We start from the raw sequence: 22,452 nt of genomic DNA, 5'->3' as shown, positions 1-22,452 counted from the left end.
TACTGAACAAATCCCATCGATTTGGTACAGAGTGCCGCCCGGTTCGAGCATGAACGGTGGCTCCACCGAGCACGCGCAGGACCACGAAAGGCGCACCACCCTCATGCAGACCAGCCCGGCCGAATCCCGGCAGGCGACCCGACCGAGCCCGCCGGAGACCCCGGAAGCGGTCACCCCGACGCCCCGCAAGGGCGGCCGCTTCGGCCTGCCGACCGCCACCGCCCTGGTGATGGGCAACATCATCGGCGGCGGCATCTTCATGATCCCCGCCGCCGTGGCCCCCTACGGGACGGTCAGCCTGGTCTCCTTCGTCGTCCTGACCGTGGGCGCGATCGCACTCGCGCTCGTCTTCGGGCAGCTCGCGCGCCGCAACCCGCGCACCGGCGGGCCGTACGTCTACGCCCGGGAGGCCTTCGGGGACTTCGCCGGGTTCCTGTCGGCCTGGTCGTACTGGATCACCACCTGGGTCAGCAACGCCGCGCTCGCGGTCGCCGCCGTCGGCTACCTCGACGTGCTGCTGCCCGTCGGCCACTCCATCGGGCTCAGCATCGCCGCCGCGATGGCCTTCCAGTGGCTGCCCGCGCTGGCGAACCTGGCCGGCACCCGCTACGTCGGTGCCGTCCAACTCGTCTCCACCGTCCTCAAGTTCATCCCGCTGCTGCTGGTCGCGGTGGGCGGCCTGGGCTTCTTCGACGCGCGCAACCTGGGCCCCTTCGACGCCACCGGGCACGGCTGGGCCGGCGGGATGACGGCGGCCGCGGCCATCCTGCTCTTCAGCTACCTGGGCGTGGAGTCGGCCGCGATGAGCGCCGGCCAGGTCCGCGATCCGGAGCGCAACGTCGGGCGGGCCAGCGTGCTCGGCACGGCCGGTGCGGCGGTGGTCTACCTGCTGGGCACGCTCGCGGTCTTCGGCACCGTCGCCCACGACCGGCTGATCCACTCCACCGCGCCGTTCTCGGACGCCGTGGACGCCATGTTCGGCGGCACGTGGGGCGGCACGGCGATCGCCGTCGCCGCGCTCGTCTCGATGATCGGCGCGCTCAACGGCTGGACGCTGCTGGCCGCCCAGGCGCCGTACGCGGCCGCCAAGGACGGGCTGTTCCCGGCCGCCTTCGCCAAGGAGCGGCGCGGCGTCCCGGTGTTCGGCGTCGTGACCAGCGTCGCGCTGGCCTCGGTGCTGACCATCCTCAACTTCGCCACCGGCGCCAAGGGTGCGTTCGACATCCTGGTGCTGGTCACCACCTTCACCGCGACCGTCCCGTACCTGCTCTCCACCGCCGCGCAGCTGTACTGGCTGGTGCGCGGCATGTCCGACAAGGTCTCCGGGGGCCGGCTCGCCCGGGACGCGGTGCTGGGCCTGGGCGCCTTCGGCTTCTCCCTGTGGCTGGTGGCCGGCGCCGGTTACGCGGCCGTCTACCAGGGCGTGCTGTTCCTGTTCGCCGGGATCCTGGTCTACGTCTGGATGGCGGCCCGCCACCGGGACTGACGGCCCGGGCCCGGACCGGGGTCGCGGCGACTCGGGGTCACGCACATCTGATGGATCGTCACACTCCTTGCCTGAAGTGGCGGATGTGGACATCCTTGGCTGGAGGTTTCCCTCCCGTGCGGGTCCGCGCCATCGGCCGGACCGCCCGCGCCGGATAGACGGGAGGCCGGAACCTCCGCACCCTGCACCGCCGTTCCACGCGAACCTCCGTTTCCGTGAACCTTCGAGTACCGGGAGTGCCATGAAGATCCTGAGGCTGTTGACAGCCCCCGCCGCCGTCCTCGCCCTGACCGCCGGCACCGTCACCACCGCCGCAGCGGCCCCGGCGCGGCCGGCCCTGGCCGACGTCGTGGTCCTCGGCCCCGCCGCCAACGGCCAGACCGTGCAGGTCCACGCGGGTGACGTGGTCCAGATCGACCTGCCTCCCTTCCGCGACTACACCGTCACCTGGCTGTCGTCCGTCCCGGCGACGACCGTGCCCTCGGTGCTGCCGCAGACCTCGGGCAGCACCACCCCCGACAACACCGCGCACGCGACCTTCAACGCGGCCACCGCCGGGACGAGCGACATCACCTGGATCTGGCGGTGCGCCTTCCCGGACCGCGGCTCGGCCTGCCCGCCGTTCGTCTACTACCTGCGGACCACCGTCGTCGTCTCCTGACCGCACGCACCCGAACGGCCGGGGTCCGCAGTCTGCGGATCCCGGCCGTTCGAGTGGGGGGCGAAGGTCACCCGGGCCCGTGGCCCCGCTCCCCCGGAAGCGCCTCGGACACGTTCACCGCGACGACCTCCGGGCGCCCGGTGGCCGGTTCCGCGAAACGGGCGCGGGGCCGCGGGGCGTCCTGCGGCTGGAGGGTGAGGACGTGGTCGGCCAGCGGGAGGAAGGCCGGGTCGTGGGTGATCAGGATCGTGGTGCGGCCCGCCATCAGGCGGCGCAGCGGGGGGATCAGCTGCTGGACGGTCTTCGGGTCCAGGCCGGTGGTGGGTTCGTCCAGGACGAGGACCGGCGCGCCGCGCACGAAGGCCCGGGCGATGGCGACCCGCTGGGCCTGCCCGCCGGAGAGCTGGAAGCCCTCGTCGCCGATGACCGTGCCGTACCCCTGCGGCAGCGCGGTGATGAAGCCGTGGGCGCCCGCGCTGCGGGCGGCGCGTTCGATGTCGCCCTGCGGGGCGTCGGGCCTGCCGTAGGCGATGTTGTCCCGGATGGTCGCGTGGAAGAGCTGCGCCTGCTGGGGCAGGAAGCTGATCGCCGCCCGCAGCGAGGCGATGGTCAGGTCCTGGATGTCGGTGCCGTCGAGGCGGACGGTACCGGCCTGCGGGTCCAGGAAGCGGACCAGGAGCTTGGCGAGCGTGGACTTGCCGCTGCCGCTGGGGCCGATGACGGCCAGGACCTTGCCGGGGCTGACGTCGAAGCTGACGTCGGACAGCACCGGGGCGTCGTGGCTGCCGGCGTAGGCGACGTGGACGCCCTCGAAGGAGACCCGGCCGCGGACCGCGACGGCGTCCCGCGCGGCGGGGCTCTCCCGGACCGGACTGGACAGGTCGTGGATCTCCAGCAGGCGCTCGCCCGAGGCGCAGGCCGCGCCCGCGAGCGGGACGAGCCCGGCGAGCTGCTGGATCGGCTCGAACAGCTGCGCCATGAAGGCGGCGAAGGCGAGCAGACCACCCAGGCTCAGTTCGCCGCGGATCACCTGGAGGGCGCCGACGCCCACCACGACCAGCCCGGCGAGCATCTGGAGGACGTTGAGGAGGGGCTGGTAGAGGTCGGACATCCGGGCGGCGGAGAGCTCGGCGTCCAGCAGGGCCTTCCCCTCGCGATGCACCCGCTCGACCTCGCGCTCCTCCTGGCCGCAGGTGCGGGTGACCACCACGTTGCGCAGCGTCTCCTCCAGCAGCGCGGTGACGCCGCCGGCGCGGCGCTGGACCTGCCGCTCCCGGATGCGGATGCGGCGCCCGAAGAAACCGGTGGTGAGGATGAACAGCGGCGCGACGATCAGCGCCGCCAGGGTGAGGGGCCAGCTCAGGTAGAACGCCGCGCCGGCGAACAGCACCAGGCTGACCGAGGCCACCGCGCCCTCGACCAGACCCGTCGCGACCATCTGCTCGATCGTCGCGATGTCGGCGGTCATCCGGGCCACCAGGTCGCCGCGCCAGCGGGTCTCCAGGGTGTCGGGCGGCAGGGTGTGCAGATGGGCCAGTGTGCCGGTACGGAGCCGGAGCAGGTACCGCTCCGCGATCCAGGTGCCGGTGTAGGTGCCCGCGAAGGTGAACAGCGCCGCCACCGCGGCCGCGGCGAGCATCGTGCCGCCGAGCGGCCAGAAATCGGCGAAGTGCCGGGGCACCAGGACCTCGTCGATCAGGTCCTTGAACATCCAGACCGAGACGACCTCGCCGAAGGCGCCGAGCACGAGCAGCACCGCGCTCAGCGGCAGCCAGCGCACGTCCGGTCGGACCCACGGCCAGAACCGCCGGAACAGCTCGCGCAGCGAGATGGCGGGCGAGTCCGCCACCGGCCCCTGGTCGATGGCCCGGTCGGCTGCCCGGTCCTCCGGACCCCCCATGGGCGTCGCACCGTGCATGGAGGAACCCCACTCAGGATGAGGGGCCGGCGGTGATACCGCCGGCCCCAGGGATGGGTGTCATGCCGGGCTGTTAAGCACAGCCCGGACCGCCCTTATCTGTCACCAGAAGCCAAACCGACGACGGCGGCCGTGGCGACGGCGGCGACGGTCACGTTCACGTCCGCGACCGCGGTCCCTGCGGTTGAAGTAACTCATCACGACTCCATTTCTTCCCTTGCATTGGCACGCCGCACGTCCACGGCCGACGCCGACGGCGCGGACCCGGGGAGCACGACAGAGACTGCCGTTGCCGTGAGACAGCCCTAAGCGGCGGGCACGTCAGGGATGTGCCTGCCAGAGCCGTTCTCACATCTCCAGTATCCGCCTGACGCCCCCGCTCGCAGCTTCTGGACCGCAACCGTGACCGGTCCTCGGCATGCGAAGGGCACCCCGACGCGGCCGCCCGAACCGCGCCCCTGCGGCCGGATCCGACCCTCCCGAGCGACCCCCCGACGAGCCGGATCGGACACGGAGCCGCCCCACCGGCTCCGCGACTGATCCGCCGTCAAATACCTTTTGTCCGGCATCTCGAAACAGCCGCTCCCGCGCACCGGACACCACCGCCCACCGGTCCGCCGCCGGCCCCCGCGACGACCGCGTCGGCGCGAGCCCCCGACCCTCGCGCCCCCTCCCCGAACACCCCCGCCCGGACCGCCGACCCCGCCCGCCGACGCCTACCCGGATGGCGCAGCCGACCGACGGAGCGGAGGTGCGCACCCCCGCCCGGTGCGACGGAAACCCCCGCGTCGAGCCCCATGGAAACCGCCGGAACGAGGCCCCGACACCGCCTGCGCCACGGCGGATCCGCCTTGAGGAGGCGCCCCGGAGCCGCCTTCCGGGCGACTCCGGGGCCCCACGAGAACCCGGAGCGACTGCGTTCGGGTGACGGCGCCACCATCAGCGGCACCCTCACCCCCCGTTCCCCCGCCGGTATCGCGGCTACGGAGCAGTACTCCGCTCCGCAGGAGCCCTCGTCACAGGAGTCCTCGTCACGGGAGTCTTCGTCCGGGATGCCCCTTTCCCCGAAGGCTGCTCCGAAGGAGACGCCGGTGTGGTGGGGGTGGTCGTCGGCTCGGGCAGCTGGGTGGCTGAGGCCGAGAGCGGGCAACTCGGCGACGGCACCGCAGCGGGCGAGGAGACCTCAGGGATCAGGGCCGGGGTCTGGGCCGGTTGTACCGGCACCGGCGTCGCCGGGTACGAGCCGCCTCCGCCCTCGTTCGTCGAGGGGCCGCCGAAATGGCCCGCCACCTCGACCACGCCGCCGCAGGCGAGCAGCACCGCGGCCAGCAGGGACAGCCCGGCGGAGGCCCGGAGCGCCCGGGGCGCCGTGGTACGCGGGTCGGTGTCCACGCTCAGTCCACGTATTCCTGGGCGACCTGCACGTACTCGAAGCCCTTGACGTCGGTGGCGATGTGCATCTGACCGGTTTGGGAGGAGGCGATCAGGGTGTTGAGCAGGCCGGTGATCGCCCCGCTCAGCGCCGACTCGGTGTCCGAACCGTCGGCGATGAACAGCGCCTTGGTCGCCACCTCCTTCAGCACGTCGCGCCTGGCGGCGCCGAAGCCGTAGGCGATCACGTGCGGGTGGCGCGGCCAGCTCCGGTCCACCAGCCTGCGGAAGGAGTCCTGCCACCTCGCGTCGGTCGGAGCACCGTCGGTCAGGAAGAAGACCGCCGGCCGCAGCACGCTGTACTGCTGCGCCCGCAGGCTGCTCACGTCCTGTTCGATGCTCTGCCGCAACTGGTCGAAGGCCTTGCCGTACTCGGTGCCTCCGCCGCAGATCACTTCGGGCATGCTCGGGACCTGCTCCATGTCCGACATCGGGATGACCACGTGCACGTCGGTGGAGAAGGCGACCACGCTGACCCTGGCGAACTCCGAGACGCGCGGATTCGTCGCCAGGTTGTAGTGCAGACGCGAGAGGGTCGCGTTGAGCACCGCCTCGTGCGGCTTCATCGACGAGGAGGCGTCGATCACCACGTAGGTGGGCAGGCAGAGTGACATGGTGTGCACCTCTGAGCTAGTGGTTGGAGGCGATGAGGACGGCCAGGATCACGACGAAGGCGAGCACCCAGATCCACTTGGTGGACGAGCCGGACGCGGCCTTCTTCTCCTCGGCCGTGCTGATGCTGGTGACGGTGACGCCGGGGGGCTCCGTGACCGTGCGCGGCGCGGGCTGCGGAAGCACCACCGTCGGCTGCGTCGGAGGCAGTTGGGGCAGCGGCTTGCGTGTCGGACGCGGCACGGCCCTGAGGTAGGGCCCGTTGTTCAGCGCCTGGTTCAACTGGGCGGCCGCGGGCCGTCGCTCCCGGTCGGTCGCGAGCAGCATGTCCAGCAGGACCTCGGAGGCAGCGGGCTGGTTCGGCCAGTGGGACGCGGCGACGCCGTGGAAGGTGCTCGCGTCGCGCCGGCCGGTCAGGCACTTGGCGACGAGCAGGGCGAGCCGGTAGCGGTCGGTGTACTGGTCCGCGTCGGAGCCCGGCGGCGTGAGCGGGTCGGCCCAGTTCGGCTGGTGGATGTCGGGCATCTTCTTCGGCTGGCAGCCGTCGACGTCGATCAGGTAGACGGAACGCCCCTCCGGGCTCCAGAAGGCGTTGGAGAACGACCAGTCCGAGTAGACCAGGCCCAGGCCCTCCAGGATCGCGGCGAGCTCCGTCAGTCGGCGGCAGGCAGCCAGTCGGCCCTCGAAGCCGGGGCAGGGCAGGCCGATGCCCCGGATCGACTCGTCGGACTTCGCCAGCCAGTCGATCTCCAGGAACCGGCGCTCGCTGATCTTGCCGCGCCGCAGCTCGGAACGGTACTGCTCGGGCGCCATCGGGATCACGCACCCGACGGCCGGGTTGCCGGGCTCGCGGATCCGGGCCGCGGGCCAGCACGTCCCGGCGTACAGGGTCGCCCGCTCCGCCTCCGGCAGCGTGTCCGGGGCCGAGATCAGCAGGTCGATCCGGTGGCCGTCCTCCTGCTGCGGGCCGGGCCGGTAGAGCTTGGCCAGCCAGCCCGGATGGCCCGTCAGCGGCCGTACGGCGACGGCCTGGCCGTTGTGTTCGGAGATCGGCTCGGCGAGCGGTCCGAGATCGCCGAGGCCCACGGTCCTCGGCAACGCCCAGCCCCGCGGGTCCACCACCGGGGCGCCGCCGCCGGCGACGGGATCGGAGTCGGTCATGTCCCGCTGCCGTTCCACACCACGACGGCGGTGCGGTCGTCGAGGCACTGCGGTGCATCGAAGCCGACGTCGGCGGTGAACCGGGTGGCCGGGACCGGCGAGCGCCAGGCGTTCGCGAAGTACTCGTTGACGTTGCCCGCCCGGTCCGCCCACGCGTCGCCGATCCCGTCCGTGACCAGGGCGAGGGCGGCGCCGGCCGGCAGGGTGACGTAACCGTCCACGGCCAGGTGCGGCGTGTCCGGCAGCCGGCCGGCGACCTCGTTCGAGACCACCACCGCCGCGCGGTCCTTGGCTTCGCCTGCGGAGAACTGCCACAGCGGGACGCGCGGGTCGAGTGTCCAGGCCGAACTGTCACCGAGCCACCCGACCCATGCCCGCGCCACGCCGTTCGCGTCCGGCTCGGCGATCACCGCGGTGATCAGCACGGTCGCCAGGTGCGAGGTGCCGACGCCGCGTCCGGCCGCGTGCGCGGCGATCGATTCCGCGACCCGCCCGTACAGCGCCTTGACGTCGAGCCGGTCGAAGCCGACCGCCTCGATCTGCTCGCGCAGCAGGGTGACGGCCTGGCTGGAGGCCGCGGTGGCCCCGATGTCGGACCAGGCCGCGCTGGACAGGCCGTCGGCCACGGCCACGATCGCGTACCGGCTGTCCGGGCTCCGCCCGATCCGGTAGGAGTCCTGTCGCGGCTCGGCGGGCCGGCCGCAGCGGTGGCCGGGCCCGACGACGGAGGCGGCACGGATGGTGAGGGCGCCGACCGTGGCCTCGTCGGCGGCGATGCCGTTCTGCACCGTGCGCTCCGGCAGCAGCCAGGGGTAGCCCTGTGCCCGCGCGCCTTCGCCGAAGCGGGGCACGCTCAGGTCGGTCGGCCGCTCGCGCAGGAACGGCCGGGGCCTGCCGGGCTGGGCCGCCGACACCGCCGACACCGCCGGTGCCGTGACGAAGCGGCAGACCGGCGCCGTCGCGTCGGGCCGGGGCCCCCGGTCGGGCCGGTCCCGCTGTCGGGCGGGCGTCGCGGCGGCCTCGGACCCCAGCGCGGCCGCCGCGCCGACGACACCCACCGCCGCGAGGGCGAACGCGTCCACCAGCCAGCCGTAGTGCCGGTGCGGCATGCCGACCTCGGCACAGGCCCCGATGGCGACGGCTGCGAGCAGCCCCGCCCGCACCCAGCCGTCCGTCAGGCCGACCCGTCGGCCGTCACCCCCGCTCACGGCCGCTCCTCACGGTCGCGGGACCTCGGCCCGGAGGCGAAGTGCTGGTCACCGTGCTGCACCGCGAACACCTCACCGGAGCCGGTGGCGGAGTTGACCTGGACCACGACGTCCGGCCGTTGCCCGGTCCGCAGCGTCGCCAGAGCCATCACATCCTGGGCCAGAGCCGGGTCCCGGTCGAGCAACCGGAACAGGGCGTCGGTCCAGAAGTCCACGGCCGCGGCGTCGACCGCTCCCCTCGTGGCAGTCGACCCCCGCTCCAGCGCGGCGGACAGTTCCCTGCGGCGGCTGCCGTGGGCCCGGGCGATGACGCCGCTCATCAGTCGCCTCGCCTCGTTCCACAGATCGGTGCCCATCGCGGACACCAGAGCGGTGGCTCCGCTCGCGGCCAGCTCGGCGAGTTCCTGGTTCATCGGCGCTTCAGCCCCGTTCGTTGTAGTGGATGTACTGGCCACCTCGGCCGACGGCGAAGACCGTGCCGTTCCCCGTGGCTCGGACGAGTTGCTCCACGGACCGCGGCTCGGCTTCCGCGGGCCGCTCGCGGGAGCCGGACTCCGGGCCGGGACCGCCGTGCGGCCCGACCGGGCTGCCCGGGTACCAGAGCCAGGCCCGTGCGGCGTACTCCTTGACCCGGACCTCGGCCGCGGTGAAGGCACCGGCTTCGAGCCCCTCGTAGCCGTGACCGACCGTCTCCTCGTAGTAGTGCTGCGACAGCACCGCGGCCACCGGGGTGCCGTCCGGACCGTCCAGGGCCGCCTGCCGCAGCGGGGGCGAGTCGAGCAGCCGGGCGAGCGCCTCGAACGGGGTGCCGGAGACGGTGCCGTCCGGATCGAGCCGGACCTCCCCCGCGTGCGCGGCGACCCGTACCCGCAGCCGGGCGTCCGGGCCGGCGTGCCGGTTGTGCTCGCGGATCCGCGAGCCCAGCTCCGGCAGCAGCGGGACCAGCAGTCCCGCCTTGGGCAACCCGAGCGGGGCGACGAGCCGGCAGCCGTCGCCGGTGTCCGCGTACGCGAAGTCCCGCCGGTCCAGCTCCGCGACGCCGAGGGCGCCGAACAGCGCGGACCGCAGCACACCGCGGATCTCCTGCAGCCGCTGCTGACCTCGGCCCGCGGAACCCGCGATGTCGCACGCCAGCAGAGCTCGGTACTCGTACCTCGGATTCACATTCCCTCCGCGATCACGACGAGGGCCGGCAGTTCGAAGATCGATCTGCCGTCGGCACCGAACTCCCGGTGCCGACACGATGGTTAACCAGAACGTAGAGGAGGGGTCCTCGGGTAAACCGGCTACTAATACGGCTTGTCCGGCTTCGGCCGGACGAGGAGGAGGAGTGACCGATGAGCAACACACGGATGCGCGGGGCCGGGGCCTACTGGCCGACGACCGGACTGCTCGGCCGAGTCGGCGAGGCCGACCGCCGAGTCCTGCTGGGGCTCGGCCACGGCGTGGCCTACCCGGCCGGTCAGATCACCATCCGCGAGGCCGACACCTCGGACTTCTCGCTGCTCCTGATCGGCGGCACGGTGAAGGTCACCGCGCACGCACAGGACGGCCGGGACGCGCTGCTGGCCGTGCGGATGGCCGGGGACCTCGTCGGCGAGTTCGCCGGGATCGACGGTCAGCCGCGCATCGGCACCGTGACCGCCTGCGGCCGGGTACTGGCCCGCTACATCCTGCCCGCCGAACTGCTGGCGTGCACGAAGCAGCACCCCGCCATCGGGCTCGCACTCAACGCGAGCGTGGTGGCCAAGCTGCGCACGGCGACCAGCCGGATCGTCGACTTCACCGGCTGCGACGTGCTCGGGCGGCTGGCCCGGATCCTGCACCACCTCGCCGTCACCTACGGGCGCCCCGGCCGCAACGAAGCCCATCTCCCGCTGTCGCAGCCGGAGATGGCCACGCTGGTCGGCGCTGCGGAGTCGTCGATCCACAAGGCCCTGCGGGCCCTGCGGGAGTCGGGCGCGGTCGTCACGGGCTACCGCAGGATCACGATCCTCGACCTGGACCACCTCGCCCGGATCGCCGCCGCGACCGAACCGGCCGGTTCGCGGGCGATCTCACCAAACAGCTAAAAGCGCCGGGTTCCGACGACGGGCCGGCGCCAGCATGACCGAGTGCCGGAACCCGAGCGTCGGAGAGGACCGGAGAGACAGATGCCAGAGAACAACGGTGCTCCGGACGGTTCCACGCGGATCCGGGCGGGCGACGTGTCCGGAACGATGATCGTCGGCAACCGGAACACCGTCACCAACCTGAACATCACCACCGGACACGGCTCGGCCATCACCGTGAACGCGGGGCCTCCGCCGAACCCGGTCAAGCGTCAGCCGATCTCCCACCTGCCGCGTTCCGCCGCCGATCCGCTGATCGGCCGGGAGCGGGAGCTCCAGGTGCTGCAACAGGCCATCGGGGCACGCCAGTTGGTGCAGATCTGGGGCGCCTCCGGGGTCGGCAAGAGCGCGCTGCTGCGCCACCTCGCCCGCACCCTGCCGCGCGGGCCCGAGGGCGCGGCCTACATCGAAGCCGGCGGACGGACGGCCGACGACCTCGCGCAGGCGATCTTCGACATCAGCTTCGACGCACCGAACTACAAGCCGTCGCTGGAGGTGTTGAAGGAGCACCTGAAGACCCTGCGGCTGCGGATCTACCTGGACGACGCGGGACTCGACGAGAAGGACCTGCACCGGCTCTTCGACCTGGCCGAGCACTCCACGTTCGTCTTCACCTCGCAGCGCCGGTCGTCGGTCACCGGCGTCCACCCGATCCGGCTCGACGGACTGACGGCCCCGGCAGGGGTGGTGCTGGTGCAGACGGTCCTGGCCCGCGCGCTGCGGCCCGACGAAGCGCGGACCGTGACGGCACTGTGCGACGCCGTGCACGGCAACCCGCTCCGCCTGCGGCGCATCGCCCTGTCGGCCGCGACCGGCAAGGGCCTGCCGGGCATCGCCGATCTGCCCGCGCTCCTTCCCGCGCTGCTCAACAGACTCCGGCCGGAGGAGCGCGACCTGCTGTACCTGCTCGGCTCGCTGTCGGGCGCCGAGTTGGCCGCCCGGCAGCTCGACGCCCTGCTCGGCCGCACGGACAGCAACGCACTCGCCGGCGGACTGGTGCGACACGGCCTGCTGGTCGCCTCGGAAACCGGCTACGGGTGTCCGCCGGACGTCGCCGAGTGCGTGCTCAAGAGCCGGATGACGCAGTACCCCGCCGCGCCGCTCTGCCGGGCGCTCACCGCCTGGGTCGAGTCGCGGCAGACCACCCCGGACGAGGTCGCGGCCCACTTCCAGGCCCTGGACGTCGCGGTGCTGGGAGCGGAGAGGAGCGGACAGGCGCAGCTCGGCGTGGAGTTGGCCCGTGCCGCCTCGCCGAAACTGGCGCTCTCCCGGCAGTTCGACGCGTGGGGCAGCCTCCTCGGAGCCGGCTGGGCCGCCGCGAAGAGCGCGGGAGACCGCGCGGGCGAGGACTTCTTCCTGGGGGAGGCACGCACCCGCCGCAAGGCGATCGGCCGGGCGGCACTGACGACGGCCCTGGTGCTGGAGGCAGGGGTGCTCTGGCAGGAACTCGCCGCCCTGCAAGCGCACTCGGTGGCCCACCAGGCCGCCACGACGGCGATCACCGCCGTGCCGCCGATCGACCCGGCCACCACGGCACACGCCATCGGCCAGTCCCCGCTGATCACCCACCCGGTGGTCGGCCCCCCTACGGTCACCCACCCGATCGTCCAGCCGGTCGTCCAGCCGGTCGTCCAGCCGCCGACGGTCACCCACCCGGTCGTCCAACCACCGGCCGTCACCCACCCCGTCCCCGCCTCCGGCGCCCCGGCGCCCGTGCACCCGCCGGGTACACCGCACGTGATCGACCTGTCCCAGTCCGCCCCGCAGCCCCCGGCCGGGGGCCATGTGGCCGGCGCACACTCCCCCTCGCAGGCGGCGCCGCACCGAATCGACCTCTCGGGAACGCACCACTCCGCCGCCCAGCACACGCACACCGTGAGCGCCACCACCACGTCCAGCACGGGCCACGCGGTCACCACCGCCGGCGCAGCGGCCGCCAAGGGCGGAGCAGCCCTCGCCGTCGCCTGCGTGGTCGGCGCCTCAGCCGTACTCGGCGTGGGCGTCATGGTCTACACCCAGAACCAGTCGAACCCGGCCAAGCCGGCCCAGCCCACCTACTCGCCGGCCCCGCCTCCGAGGGTCTACACCCCCGCCCCGCCGGTCTACACTCCCGCCCCTCCGGCTCCGTCTCCGAGGGTCTACACCCCCAAGCCGCCGGTCCCTGCCCCCGTCGTCACGCCGGACCCCGTCGATGCCGTGTGCGCAACGGTGGTAACGGAATTGGGAAAAGAGACCCAGCAGCACAACGCCGACCTGACCGCCGTTCACAGCGCCTTCGACTCGTACAACAACGCCGTAGCCGCCTACAACTCACGACGGACCTCCGCCGTTCCCGACGGCAGCACGGTGAAGTCCCGTATCGACATCATCCTCAAAGACCTGCGCGCCAGCGAGTCCACGTTGCGGGGAGCCCTATCGCAAGCGCGGGACGGATCCGTGGTATCCGACCTCAAGGGCCTTCTGACCGCCAGCCAGCAGGAGGAGAACCAGTTCCGCGCGGCTCGGAACGATCTCACCACCGGCTACAACACGGCCAGCCAGGCTTCGGCATTCAACTCGGCCTGGCAGAGTCTGGTGATCCACTGCACCGCCTGGTAATCCGTCCCAAGACCGACCAGGAAAGGCCGACCATGTCTACGGAATCCACCCCCGGCACCATCCACGCCGGAGACGTCTCCGGCACCTTCATCGTGGGCGACAACAACCACGTGACGAACACGAAGCATCACCCCGAGCAGCCGCAGCCCCAACCGCGCCAGCAGAACTCGGCCGAGGACCAGGCAGCCGTCTTCGCCGTGGAACACGGCACCATGCACGTCACCTACAACCACAACGCCGAGGCCGCGCCCGAGACGGAGGCCTGAGCAACGCGTCAGCCCCGATCGGCCAGCAATTCCAGGTCCTGGGCGTTCAGCGTCGCCGTCTTCAGCAGTTCCCTGATCAGGTTGACGCTGAGCGTCGAGCCGACCGGCTCACCGACCTCGTCGCGCGTCAGTCCGCGCACGCCCCGCCGGCGCAGCCGTTCGCGCACGTCCTCGACCGTGTTGGCGACCGACTTGTGGGTCCAGAGCTTGGTCGCGTGGGGCGAGGCGTTGACCAGCCGGGCGGTCTCCTCCCAGGCCGACGGGAGCGGGAAGGCGTCCTGGCCATCCAGGTAGCGCCGGGCGAGCGCGGTGAGCACCAGCCGCTCCTGGAGGGAGAGCAGGTAGACCGTCTCGGGGGCCGCGGTATCGGCGTTGCTCGTGGAACGGGGGTGCAGGTCGTCCCCGTCCACGACGCGGACCTCCACCAGGTGGGACCGCCGCTTGGACGAGTTGATCACCAGCGGGGTGTACCCGGGCCCGATGATCCGCTTGTGGCTGGTGAGCATCAGCACGCCGTCGGGCAGTTCGATCGGCAGACTGCCGGTGTTGACCAGCCACCAGTCGCCGTCCGTGCCGGCGCAGGTGAAGACGCCGTGCCGACGGCTGACGGTCGGGTCGTGGACACCGACCGGTACGTGCACGTCCTCGCGGTCCCGGCCGAACAGCAAGGTGTACCGGCGCGGCGGCACGGCGTACCCGCCCTCCGGTCCGAGCACGAAGATCGTCCCGGGTGGCGCCGGGGGCACTCTGCCGGAAGGACTGCCCGGCGGCAGCATCTGGGGTGGGAAGTTCTCGTACGCCATCTCGCATACCTCCGCCTCGGCTCGCGCCAGTGTATGAGCGCACCTGGAGGACCATTCCTCCTGCGGGCATGCGGCGTGTCCAGCCTTCGGAACCGACAACTCCGCTTGCTCGGACTGGACTTGCTCGATAGCCTGCCCGCCGTGAGCGAGATCAGCCGGCGAGCTGCCGCGATCGACGGCATGGTCGCCGAACCACTCGGCCCGGGCGATCCGCAGGAGATCGGCAGCTTCAGCATCATCGGCCTGCTCGGCACCGGCGGCATGGGCGAGGTCTACCTCGGTGTCTCGGACAGGGGCTACGCCGCTGTCAAACTCGTCCGGCCGCGGCTGGTCCCCGGCGAGCGCTTCGAACGCGAGGTCGGCATCCTCTACCGTGTGCCGCTCGGAGTCGGGCCGCGGGTGCTGGCGAGCGACGCCACTCCGGAACGCCCGTGGTTCGCCGCCGAGTACGTCCCCGGGCTCACGGTGGACGAGGCGGTCCGGCTGCACGGCCCGCTGCCCACCGAGGCGCTGTGGCTGCTGCTGGCCGAAACAGCCGCTCAGCTGCGGGCCGTACACGCGTCCGAGATCGCGCACCGCGACATCAAGCCCGCCAACGTCATGCTGGTGCGCGACGGCGTGAAGCTGATCGACTTCGGCATCGCGCGCGCCGCGGACCAGGCGAGGCTCACCAGGAGCGGCGGCAGCTACGGAACGCAGGGCTTCTCGGCACCGGAACAGCAGACCGGGGACGAGGACGTGGCAACGCCTGCGGACGTCTACTCGCTCGCAGCGCTCCTGCTCTACGCCGCCTCGGGTCGCACGCCCGGCGCCGTCCCCGACGTGGAGCCGCTGCGCGCCGTGGACGCCGACCTCGCCGCCCTCCTCGGGCCCTGTCTCGCCGCCGACCCCGGAGCACGCCCCACCGCCGACGAGATCGTCCTGGCGACGCGCGCGCACCGGCTCGGCCCACCCCCGTCCTGGCCGCCCGAGGTCATGTCACGCATCGACGCTCGACGCGCCTTCGCCGAAACGCCGGTCGGCAAGCTGGAGACCGTCCCGCCACCGGATACGAGCACGGACCCGAAGCCTGACGTCGGGCCCGTGCCCCCGGCATCACCTCGCCGCCCGCGCAAGCACCTGTTCCTGCTGCCGATCGCCGCGGCGACCGCCCTCGGCGCGGTCGCGGTGTTCGCCCTCAGCCCGTCCGCCTCCCCGCAGCACCACGACGCGCAGGAGTCCAGCGGCGTGCCGGTCGCCGTCGAGCCCTTGGCCCGAACGACGCCCGGGCCCTCCGCGAGCCCGAGCGCCTCGATCCCCGCCACCGCGACCGCCGAACCCTCTCCCTCGCCTTCGACCACCCCGGCCGGCACCACGCGGGCACCCTCCCCGAGCCTGCCGCCCTCGACCTTCGCTGCCGCCAAACCCGCTCCCCAGCCCCCGACCACCCCACCCGGCACGGCCACCCCACCGAGCACGGCCCCCGCCGCACCTTCAGCGGCCGCACCCAGCCCCACCTCGTCATCGATCCGCGGCATCAACGGCAGCGACGACCCGGCACAGGTCAAGGGCTCCGAGGCGGACACCAGTTGGCTCGGCCCGGTCGCCGCCTGTTCCGCCTGGCTGGACGACAACGGCTCCGGCTCGCTCGCGGGCGTGCTCAACACCTCCCTGACCCAGACCTGCGTCGCCGAGCTCTCCCGCAGCGACGGCATCACGTACACCTTCCGCGCCGTTGTGGGCGCCGCGAAGACGAGCTTCGTCCCAGACATCGGCTACACGATGTGGATCTGCGTCTGGAACGCGAACAACCGATCCGGCGAGCAGTGCTCCGCCCGCTTCGGCATGAACGGCACCACCCCGGTCCGCCGTTGAAACGAGGCTGCCGCACATCCACAACGTGTTGACGGCACTCATGGCCGGAACCGTCAGGTCGGCGACGATCCGACGGTCCGAACTCCCCCCTGTGGCAGGATCCTTGGGGTGGCGGATCGAATCGTGATCGTGAACGGGTTGCCCGGTGCCGGTAAGAGCACCCTCGCGTCGGCACTGGCCGGCGAGTTGGGAGTGAATTGGCTCTCGAAGGATTTGATCAAGGAGGCGCTGGCCGACGCCGTCGCGCCGGACCTGGAGCCGCACCTCGGCATGGTGGCCATGCAGACCGTCTGGCACTTCGCCGCCCGTACACCGGGTCTCGTTCTCGTCGACTCCTGGTGGTTCAGGCCGCGCGACCGCGAGCACGCCGCGCGTGGGATCGCCGCCGCCGGAGCCGATCACGTCGTGGAGGTCTGGTGTCGAGTACCTCCGGAGCTGGCCAGGCAGCGGTACGAGGCGCGCAGTCGGCACGCCGTTCACCGTGACGACCGGCCCATGGATGATCTGTGGGCCGGTTGGGCGGCGGAGGGCGAGCCCCTCGGTCTCGGACCGGTGATCGAGGTGGACACCGACCGGGAGGTCGACGTCGCCCGCCTCGCGTCCGCGGTGACGGCGAAGTTGGCGGGGAAGGCGGTCAGCCGCGTTGACTGCGCAGTGATCGACTCGCCTGACGGCCAGGGCTCCGCACCTCACTCTCCGTGATTGGCTGCACTGAACCGGGCGCCCGCCCAGAAGGCAACCACGGCCACCGTCACTCCCGGAGCTCGGTCCGCATGAATCCGCCATGGGCACCGACTGCTCCCACGGCGGCCGAGCAGCACTCGGCTCCGCAACCCGAATGGCCGCCACCCGACTAGGTCAACTGGACTGCGGTAAGAGGGGTTTGACCCTACCGTGCGGTCAAGGGGGTCATCCGAACGGAAGGCTGTTACTGGCATGGCCGGGAAATTCGAGCTGTACAAGGACGAGAGCGGGATGCACCGCTTCCGGCTCAAGGCGAGCAACGGGACGGTCATCGTCACCGGGGACCCGCACGAGAGCAAGGACGAGTGCCTCAGGAGCATCGAGTCGCTCCGCAAGCTCGCGCCGTACGCGGAGCTCAAGGAGGCGGCCGGGTCGCACTGAGGCGGCGCGGTGCGGGCGCGGGTCGGCGATGCAAATCGCCGACCCGCGTTCGCTTCTATGACAGATCCCTTTGGCCGGGTGCACGCCGGGCGCGGAAAGAACACTGGCATGCGCGTCGTCATCGTCACCGAATCCTTTCCGCCCGAGGTCAACGGAGTCGCCCACAGCGTGCTGCGGACGGCCGAGCATCTGGTCCGCCGGGGCCACCAGCCACTCGTCGTCACCCCCGCGCCCGCGCGGGGCGCCGCATGCCCGCCGCACACCTTCGGGGGCTCCGAAGCGGTGGAGCTGCCGGTGGTGCGCATTCCCTCGGTGCCGCTGCCCGGGTACCCGCAGGTGCGGATCGCGCTGCCGAGCCGGCAGCTGGCGGCCGCCGTCGCCGGGCACCGGCCGGACATCGTGCACCTGGCCAGCCCGTTCGTGCTCGGCGCGCGCGGGGTGCAGGTCGCGACCCGCCTCGGTGTCCCCGCCGTGGCCGTCTACCAGACCGACCTCGCCGGGTACGCGCACGCCTACCGGGCCGGGCGGGGCCTCGGGGAGGCGGCCGCCTGGCGGCGGATCCGGGCCGTGCACCGGGCCGCGGCCCGGACGCTGGCGCCGTCCACCCCCGCAGCCCAGGACCTCACCGCGCACGGGGTGCCCCGGGTGCAGCTGTGGCCGCGCGGGGTGGACTCGGTGCGGTTCCACCCCCGGCACCGGGACGAGGCGCTGCACCGGGCGCTCGCCCCGGGCGGGGAGGTGCTGGTCGGGTACGTCGGGCGGCTGGCGCCCGAGAAGCGGGTCGACCTGCTGGCCGCCGCGTCGGCCCTGCCCGGGGTGCGGGTGGTGGTGATCGGGGACGGGCCGTGCGGGCCCGGGCTGCGGGCCTCGATGCCCGGCGCGGTGTTCCTCGGCCGCCGGACCGGCGAGGAACTGGCCCGCTGTTTCGCGGCCCTGGACGTGTTCGTGCACACCGGCCCGCTGGAGACCTTCTGCCAGACCATCCAGGAGGCGATGGCGAGCGGCGTGCCGGTGATCGGCCCGGCCGCCGGCGGCCCGCTGGACCTGGTCGCGCACCACCGGACGGGCCTGCTGGTGCCGCCCCGGGACGGCGCCGCGGTGGCCCGGGCGGTGGCGGAACTGGCCGCCGACCCCGGACGGCGGGCCGCGTACGGGCGCGCCGGACGGGCCGAGGTGACCGCGCGGACCTGGGAGGCGGTCGGCGACCTGCTGCTGCGGCACTACGCGGAGGTCCTCGCCGAGCACCACGGCGCACCGGTGGCTCCCCCTGCCGCTCCCCCGGCCGTCGTCGAGCCGGTCGCCGTCGTGGAGGAGCTGCCGGCATGACGGACACCGCCGACCGCGAGCCGCTGACCATCGTGCGGCTCGCGAACTTCGTCACCCCGGTCTCCGGGGGCCTGCGCACCGCGCTGCGCCACCTCGGTGCCGGCTACCTGGCCGCCGGGCACCGACCGGTGCTGATCGTGCCCGGGGAGCGGCGCAGCGAGGAGGAGGGCGAGCAGGGCCTGGTGGTCACCCTGCCCGGGCCGGTGCTACCGGCCAGCGGCGGCTACCGGGTGCTCACCGACCGGCGGGCGGTGGCCGCCGAACTGACCCGGCTGAAGCCCGACCGACTGGAGGTGTCCGACCGCACCACGCTGCGCTGGACCGGCAGTTGGGCCCGGCGGCACGGCGTCCGCTCGGTGATGGTGTCGCACGAGAGCGCCGTCGGGGTGCTGCGCACCTGGGGGCTGCCCCGCCCGCTCGCCGACGCGGCCGCCGACCGGCTCAACGCGGCGACGGCCCGTACGTACGACGCGGTGCTCTGCACCACCGACTGGGCGGCGGCGGAGTTCCGGCGGATCGGCGTGCCCAACCTGGCCCGGGCCCCGCTCGGCGTGGACCTGGACGCGATGCGCCCGCTGCCGCCGGCCGCGCGGGCGCGCGAGCGGGCGCGGTACTGCGGGCCGGACGATGTGCTGCTGGTGCTCTGCTCCCGGCTCTCGGCCGAGAAGCGGCCCGAGCGGGCGGTCGAGGCGCTGGCCGCACTGCGGGCCCGGGGGCTGCCGGCCGTCCTGGTGGTGGCCGGGACCGGACCGCTGCGGGACCGGCTGGCGGCCCGGGCGGAGCGGCTGCGGCTGCCGGTGCGCTTCCTCGGGCACCTGGGCCGGCGGGAGGAACTGGCCCGGCTGCTGGGCTGCGCGGACGTGGTGCTCGCGCCCGGGCCGGTGGAGACCTTCGGGCTCGCCGCGTTGGAGGCGCTGGCCTGCGGGACGCCGGTGGCGGTCAGCCGCTCCTCCGCGCTACCCGGGCTGATCGGCCTGGCCGGGGTGGCCGCCGCCGACACCGGCGCCGGATTCGCCGCGGCGGTACGGGAGTTGCTGGCACGCCCGGAGCAGGCGCGGCGGGCCGGCGCCCGGGCCCGGGCCGAGCGGTACGACTGGCCGGCCGCGGTGGCCGCGTTCCTCGCGGCCCACGGCGTGCGGAACCCCGACGTGCGGAACCCCGACGTGCGGAACCCCGGTGCGGTGGAGGAGGGTTGGGATGAGCGTGCTCGGCACCGGGCGTGACCGGTCCGCGGACGACCGGCCGGCCACCGGCGGGCCGCTGCGGTTCGTCGCGCTCGGGGACTCGCTGACCGAAGGGGTCGGGGACCCGGTCGGCGAGGGTTGGCGCGGCTGGGCCGCCGTCCTGGCCCGCTCGCTGACACCCGAGGGCGGCGTCGAGTTCACCAACCTGGCGTGCAGCGGCGCCCTGACCGCCGATCTGGCGAACCGTCAACTCCCCGCCGCGCTGGCGCTGCGGCCGCGGTTCGCGGCCGTGGTGGTCGGCGGCAACGACACCCTGCGGGCGGGCTTCGACATCCGGCGCACCACCCTGGAACTGGACGCCACCCTGGGCGAACTCTCCAGCCACGGCGCCGTCCTGCTGACCGCCTGCCTGCCCGATCCGGGCACCCTGCTCCGCCTGCCCGCGCCGCTGGCCCGACCGCTGGCGCGGCGGATGCAGGCCGTCAACACCGTCGTGCACGCCCTCACCGCCCGGCACCGGGCGGTGCACCTGCACATCGCCGAGCTGCCGTGGTGCGCGCAACGGCGGCTGCTCAGCGTCGACCGGCTGCACCCCAGCGCCGAGGGCCACCACCTGATCGCCCGCGGGTTCCACCAGCTGCTCGCCGCCGCCGGCCACCCCCTCGGCCCGCCGCCCGTCGACACCCCCGCCGAGCCCCCGCCCGGCCGGGCCGCCGACCTGTGGTGGATGGCCACCCAGGGCACCCGCTGGGTCGCCGCCCGCAGCACCGACCTGCTGCCCGGGCTGCTCGCCCTGGCGGCGGCCGAAGGCCTCGCCCGGCTGCGCGGGTCCAGCGGACGGCACGACGAGCAGATGGCCCGCGCGGCGGCCCAGGCCCTCGCGTCACTGGGGTGAGGCGGCGAGGGCCCGGCTAGGGCGGCTCGTGGGGGGAACCATGAAAGGGGTCCGCCGAGTCGTCGGGGGGACACGGCCTTCGAACCGGGCCTGACGGAGGGAGCAGCGGTGGACGCGTCATCCGGGAGCGGGCGGGAGTTGCTGGCGGCGGCGGGGGTGCTGTTCCCGGACGAGCGGGGGCGGGTGCTGGTGGTGCGGCTGCCGTACGACCGGAAGCATCCGGTGGCGATCCCGGGCGGCGGGTGGGAGCCGCAGGACCGCTCGCCGCGGGAGACCGCGCTGCGCGAGGTGGTGGAGGAACTCGGGTTCACGCCCCGGCTGGGGCCGCTGGCCTGCGTCGACTGGACGCTCGACCACTTCCGGCCGCCGATCGCCGCGTACCTGTACTGGGCGCAGCCGCTCACCGCCGAACAGGCCGCGGCGATCCGGCCGGACGCGGCGGAGGTCGGCGGCTGGGTGTGGCTGACCCCGGAACAGGCGGGCCACGCGCTGCCGCCCCTGCTGTCCCGCCGGGTCACGGCCTGCCTGCGGGCGCCGCGGTCGGCCGGTCCGCTGGAGCTGGAGGACAGCAGGCCCGTGGGGCACACCCTCGACCACCTGCCGGCGGACGAACCGCCGCCCGCGTACACCGGGCTGGCCGGGGTGCCCGCCCTGGGCCCCGCCCCCGGCGGGCCGGCGGCGGGGCCCGGGTACGAGCCGCCGATGGACCGGGCCACCTACATCGCCACCCGCCCGCGGATCCGGGCCAAGGCGCGGGCCCTGTTCACCGACGACGACGGGCGGGTCCTGCTGGTCCGGCTGCGGCCGTGGGACGGGCCGCGCGGCCGGGTGCCGCGCTGGACCCTGCCGGGTGGCGGGATCGAGGCGGACCGGGAACTGCCCCGGGCGGCCGTCCGGCGCGAGATCCGCGAGGAACTGGGCTGGGAGGTCGAACCGGGGCGGCTGCTGGCGCTGGACTGGCAGCCCGGGGCGGCCGCCGACCCGGGGGCCGACCCGGCGACCGGGCGGGACACCGCCGTGCTGGTGTCCGTGTTCGACGGGGGCACGGTGACGGAGCGGATGCTCGGTTCGATCGCGCTGCCGGAGGAGGAGCTGGTGGAGTGGCGGCTCTGCGGCCCCGCCGAGGCACGGGCGCTGCTGACCGGCCCGTCCTGGGCCCGGACGGCCGCCGCGCTGGCCGCGCGGGAGCGGGCGGGCGGGCCGGCCGAGCTGGTGCGCGGGCGCGCCGCCGGGTAGCGGCGGGCGGGCGGACGGGCCGGGCGAGCGGGCGGACGGGCCGAGCGGGTTCAGGAAGGCGAGTCAGGCGGGCCGGGCGGGCGGGCCGGTCGGGCGGGGCTGTTGGGCAGGGCGGACAGGGCCGGGTCGGGTGGGTCACACTGGGGCCATGCAGAACGGGATCACGCAGCACGGGATCACGGAGGCACTGGCTGGCCGGCGAGTGGCGTCGGTCAGCGGCGGCGACCGGCTGGACCTCACCCTCGACGGGCCGGTGACCGTCCGGGTGGCGCACGAGTTCCGCCTCGCCGCGCCCTCCTTCACCGCCCCGGCGGAGGTCGAACACTACTTTCCGGCGCTGACCATCCGCCCGACCGGCACCCTGCTCGCGCTCGTCGGCCGGACCGTCGACACCGCCGAGATCACCCTCGCCGGCGGCCTGGAGCTGGCCTTCGCGGAGGGCGGCGCGCTGTCCGTCCCGCCGCACGCGCAGCTCGCGCCGTGGAGCGTGGAGACCGCGGAGGGAGCGGTGTGCGCGGGGCTGCCGGGCGGCGAGGTCCGGTGGACGGCGCCCGGCGCGGCCTGAGCCGACGCCGGG

General features: G+C 73.6%; 20 protein-coding genes. 13 read left to right on the top strand and 7 right to left on the bottom strand.

Translation table 11 applies throughout. The features are described from left to right. Positions 1-103: 103 nt before the first annotated feature. Together OG556_RS29575 and OG556_RS29570 are read left to right on the top strand one after the other, a co-directional pair. Positions 104-1,486 (top strand): amino acid permease, encoded by a 1,383-nt coding sequence (locus tag OG556_RS29575; protein WP_371522977.1) that lies wholly within the window; start codon positions 104-106, stop codon positions 1,484-1,486. A gap of 241 nt (positions 1,487-1,727) precedes the next feature. Beyond that, positions 1,728-2,147, top strand: a complete 420-nt coding sequence (locus OG556_RS29570; protein ID WP_371521466.1) for a hypothetical protein — start codon at positions 1,728-1,730, stop codon at positions 2,145-2,147. Between the two features lie 67 nt (positions 2,148-2,214). Here the strand turns inward: OG556_RS29570 and OG556_RS29565 are convergent, their stop codons facing one another. From OG556_RS29565 to OG556_RS29540, 6 genes are all read right to left on the bottom strand, one after another. Beyond that, complete coding sequence (locus OG556_RS29565; protein ID WP_371521464.1) at positions 2,215-4,047, bottom strand: ABC transporter ATP-binding protein; 1,833 nt, start codon at positions 4,045-4,047, stop codon at positions 2,215-2,217. A 1,412-nt stretch (positions 4,048-5,459) separates the two neighbouring features. Next, complete coding sequence (locus OG556_RS29560; protein ID WP_371521462.1) at positions 5,460-6,110, bottom strand: VWA domain-containing protein; 651 nt, start codon at positions 6,108-6,110, stop codon at positions 5,460-5,462. Positions 6,111-6,126: 16 nt separating this feature from the next. Continuing rightward, positions 6,127-7,269, bottom strand: coding sequence for a hypothetical protein (locus OG556_RS29555; protein WP_371521460.1), 1,143 nt, complete (start codon positions 7,267-7,269; stop codon positions 6,127-6,129). Next, on the bottom strand, positions 7,266-8,477 hold the full coding sequence (locus tag OG556_RS29550; RefSeq protein WP_371521458.1) for a protein phosphatase 2C domain-containing protein: 1,212 nt from the start codon (positions 8,475-8,477) through the stop codon (positions 7,266-7,268). Before OG556_RS29550 ends, OG556_RS29555 begins: the two co-directional genes overlap by 4 nt. Further along, positions 8,474-8,890, bottom strand: a complete 417-nt coding sequence (locus tag OG556_RS29545) for a hypothetical protein (RefSeq protein ID WP_371521456.1) — start codon at positions 8,888-8,890, stop codon at positions 8,474-8,476. The genes OG556_RS29550 and OG556_RS29545 overlap by 4 nt, the downstream gene beginning before the upstream one ends. A gap of 7 nt (positions 8,891-8,897) precedes the next feature. Continuing rightward, a complete protein-coding gene (locus OG556_RS29540) occupies positions 8,898-9,641 on the bottom strand; it encodes a hypothetical protein (protein ID WP_371521454.1) in 744 nt (247 codons plus the stop codon). 173 nt (positions 9,642-9,814) lie between these two features. Between OG556_RS29540 and OG556_RS29535 the strand changes: the two genes are divergently transcribed. The 3 genes from OG556_RS29535 to OG556_RS29525 all read left to right on the top strand — a co-directional run bounded on the left by OG556_RS29535 (position 9,815) and on the right by OG556_RS29525 (position 13,452). Further along, positions 9,815-10,549 (top strand): Crp/Fnr family transcriptional regulator, encoded by a 735-nt coding sequence (locus OG556_RS29535; RefSeq protein ID WP_371521452.1) that lies wholly within the window; start codon positions 9,815-9,817, stop codon positions 10,547-10,549. 81 nt (positions 10,550-10,630) lie between these two features. Then, positions 10,631-13,186: a hypothetical protein gene (locus OG556_RS29530; protein ID WP_371521450.1), complete on the top strand. Its 2,556-nt coding sequence runs from the start codon at positions 10,631-10,633 to the stop codon at positions 13,184-13,186. 32 nt (positions 13,187-13,218) lie between these two features. After that, positions 13,219-13,452 (top strand): hypothetical protein, encoded by a 234-nt coding sequence (locus tag OG556_RS29525; protein ID WP_371521448.1) that lies wholly within the window; start codon positions 13,219-13,221, stop codon positions 13,450-13,452. Between the two features lie 8 nt (positions 13,453-13,460). Here the strand turns inward: OG556_RS29525 and OG556_RS29520 are convergent, their stop codons facing one another. Further along, positions 13,461-14,255 (bottom strand): FHA domain-containing protein, encoded by a 795-nt coding sequence (locus OG556_RS29520; RefSeq protein WP_371521447.1) that lies wholly within the window; start codon positions 14,253-14,255, stop codon positions 13,461-13,463. Between the two features lie 141 nt (positions 14,256-14,396). Here OG556_RS29520 and OG556_RS29515 point away from each other — a divergent pair, with 141 nt between their 5' ends. From OG556_RS29515 to OG556_RS29480, 8 genes are all read left to right on the top strand, one after another. Further along, positions 14,397-16,109: a protein kinase gene (locus tag OG556_RS29515; protein ID WP_371521445.1), complete on the top strand. Its 1,713-nt coding sequence runs from the start codon at positions 14,397-14,399 to the stop codon at positions 16,107-16,109. 123 nt (positions 16,110-16,232) lie between these two features. Then, complete coding sequence (locus tag OG556_RS29510) at positions 16,233-16,811, top strand: AAA family ATPase (protein ID WP_371521444.1); 579 nt, start codon at positions 16,233-16,235, stop codon at positions 16,809-16,811. 234 nt (positions 16,812-17,045) lie between these two features. Continuing rightward, a complete protein-coding gene (locus OG556_RS29505) occupies positions 17,046-17,234 on the top strand; it encodes a DUF1508 domain-containing protein (protein WP_063350276.1) in 189 nt (62 codons plus the stop codon). A 108-nt stretch (positions 17,235-17,342) separates the two neighbouring features. Then, positions 17,343-18,560: a glycosyltransferase family 4 protein gene (locus OG556_RS29500; protein ID WP_371521442.1), complete on the top strand. Its 1,218-nt coding sequence runs from the start codon at positions 17,343-17,345 to the stop codon at positions 18,558-18,560. Next, positions 18,557-19,783, top strand: coding sequence for a glycosyltransferase (locus OG556_RS29495; RefSeq protein WP_371521440.1), 1,227 nt, complete (start codon positions 18,557-18,559; stop codon positions 19,781-19,783). Before OG556_RS29500 ends, OG556_RS29495 begins: the two co-directional genes overlap by 4 nt. After that, positions 19,758-20,639 (top strand): SGNH/GDSL hydrolase family protein, encoded by an 882-nt coding sequence (locus tag OG556_RS29490; RefSeq protein ID WP_371521438.1) that lies wholly within the window; start codon positions 19,758-19,760, stop codon positions 20,637-20,639. The genes OG556_RS29495 and OG556_RS29490 overlap by 26 nt, the downstream gene beginning before the upstream one ends. Before the next feature lie 108 nt (positions 20,640-20,747). After that, positions 20,748-21,875: an NUDIX domain-containing protein gene (locus OG556_RS29485; RefSeq protein ID WP_371521436.1), complete on the top strand. Its 1,128-nt coding sequence runs from the start codon at positions 20,748-20,750 to the stop codon at positions 21,873-21,875. Between the two features lie 148 nt (positions 21,876-22,023). After that, complete coding sequence (locus OG556_RS29480; RefSeq protein WP_371521434.1) at positions 22,024-22,440, top strand: DUF6188 family protein; 417 nt, start codon at positions 22,024-22,026, stop codon at positions 22,438-22,440. Positions 22,441-22,452: the final 12 nt, after the last annotated feature.

This window comes from Kitasatospora sp. NBC_01300 (genome assembly GCF_041435235.1).
Taxonomy (GTDB): domain Bacteria; phylum Actinomycetota; class Actinomycetes; order Streptomycetales; family Streptomycetaceae; genus Kitasatospora.
This window is presented reverse-complemented; position numbering and strand designations above follow the sequence as displayed.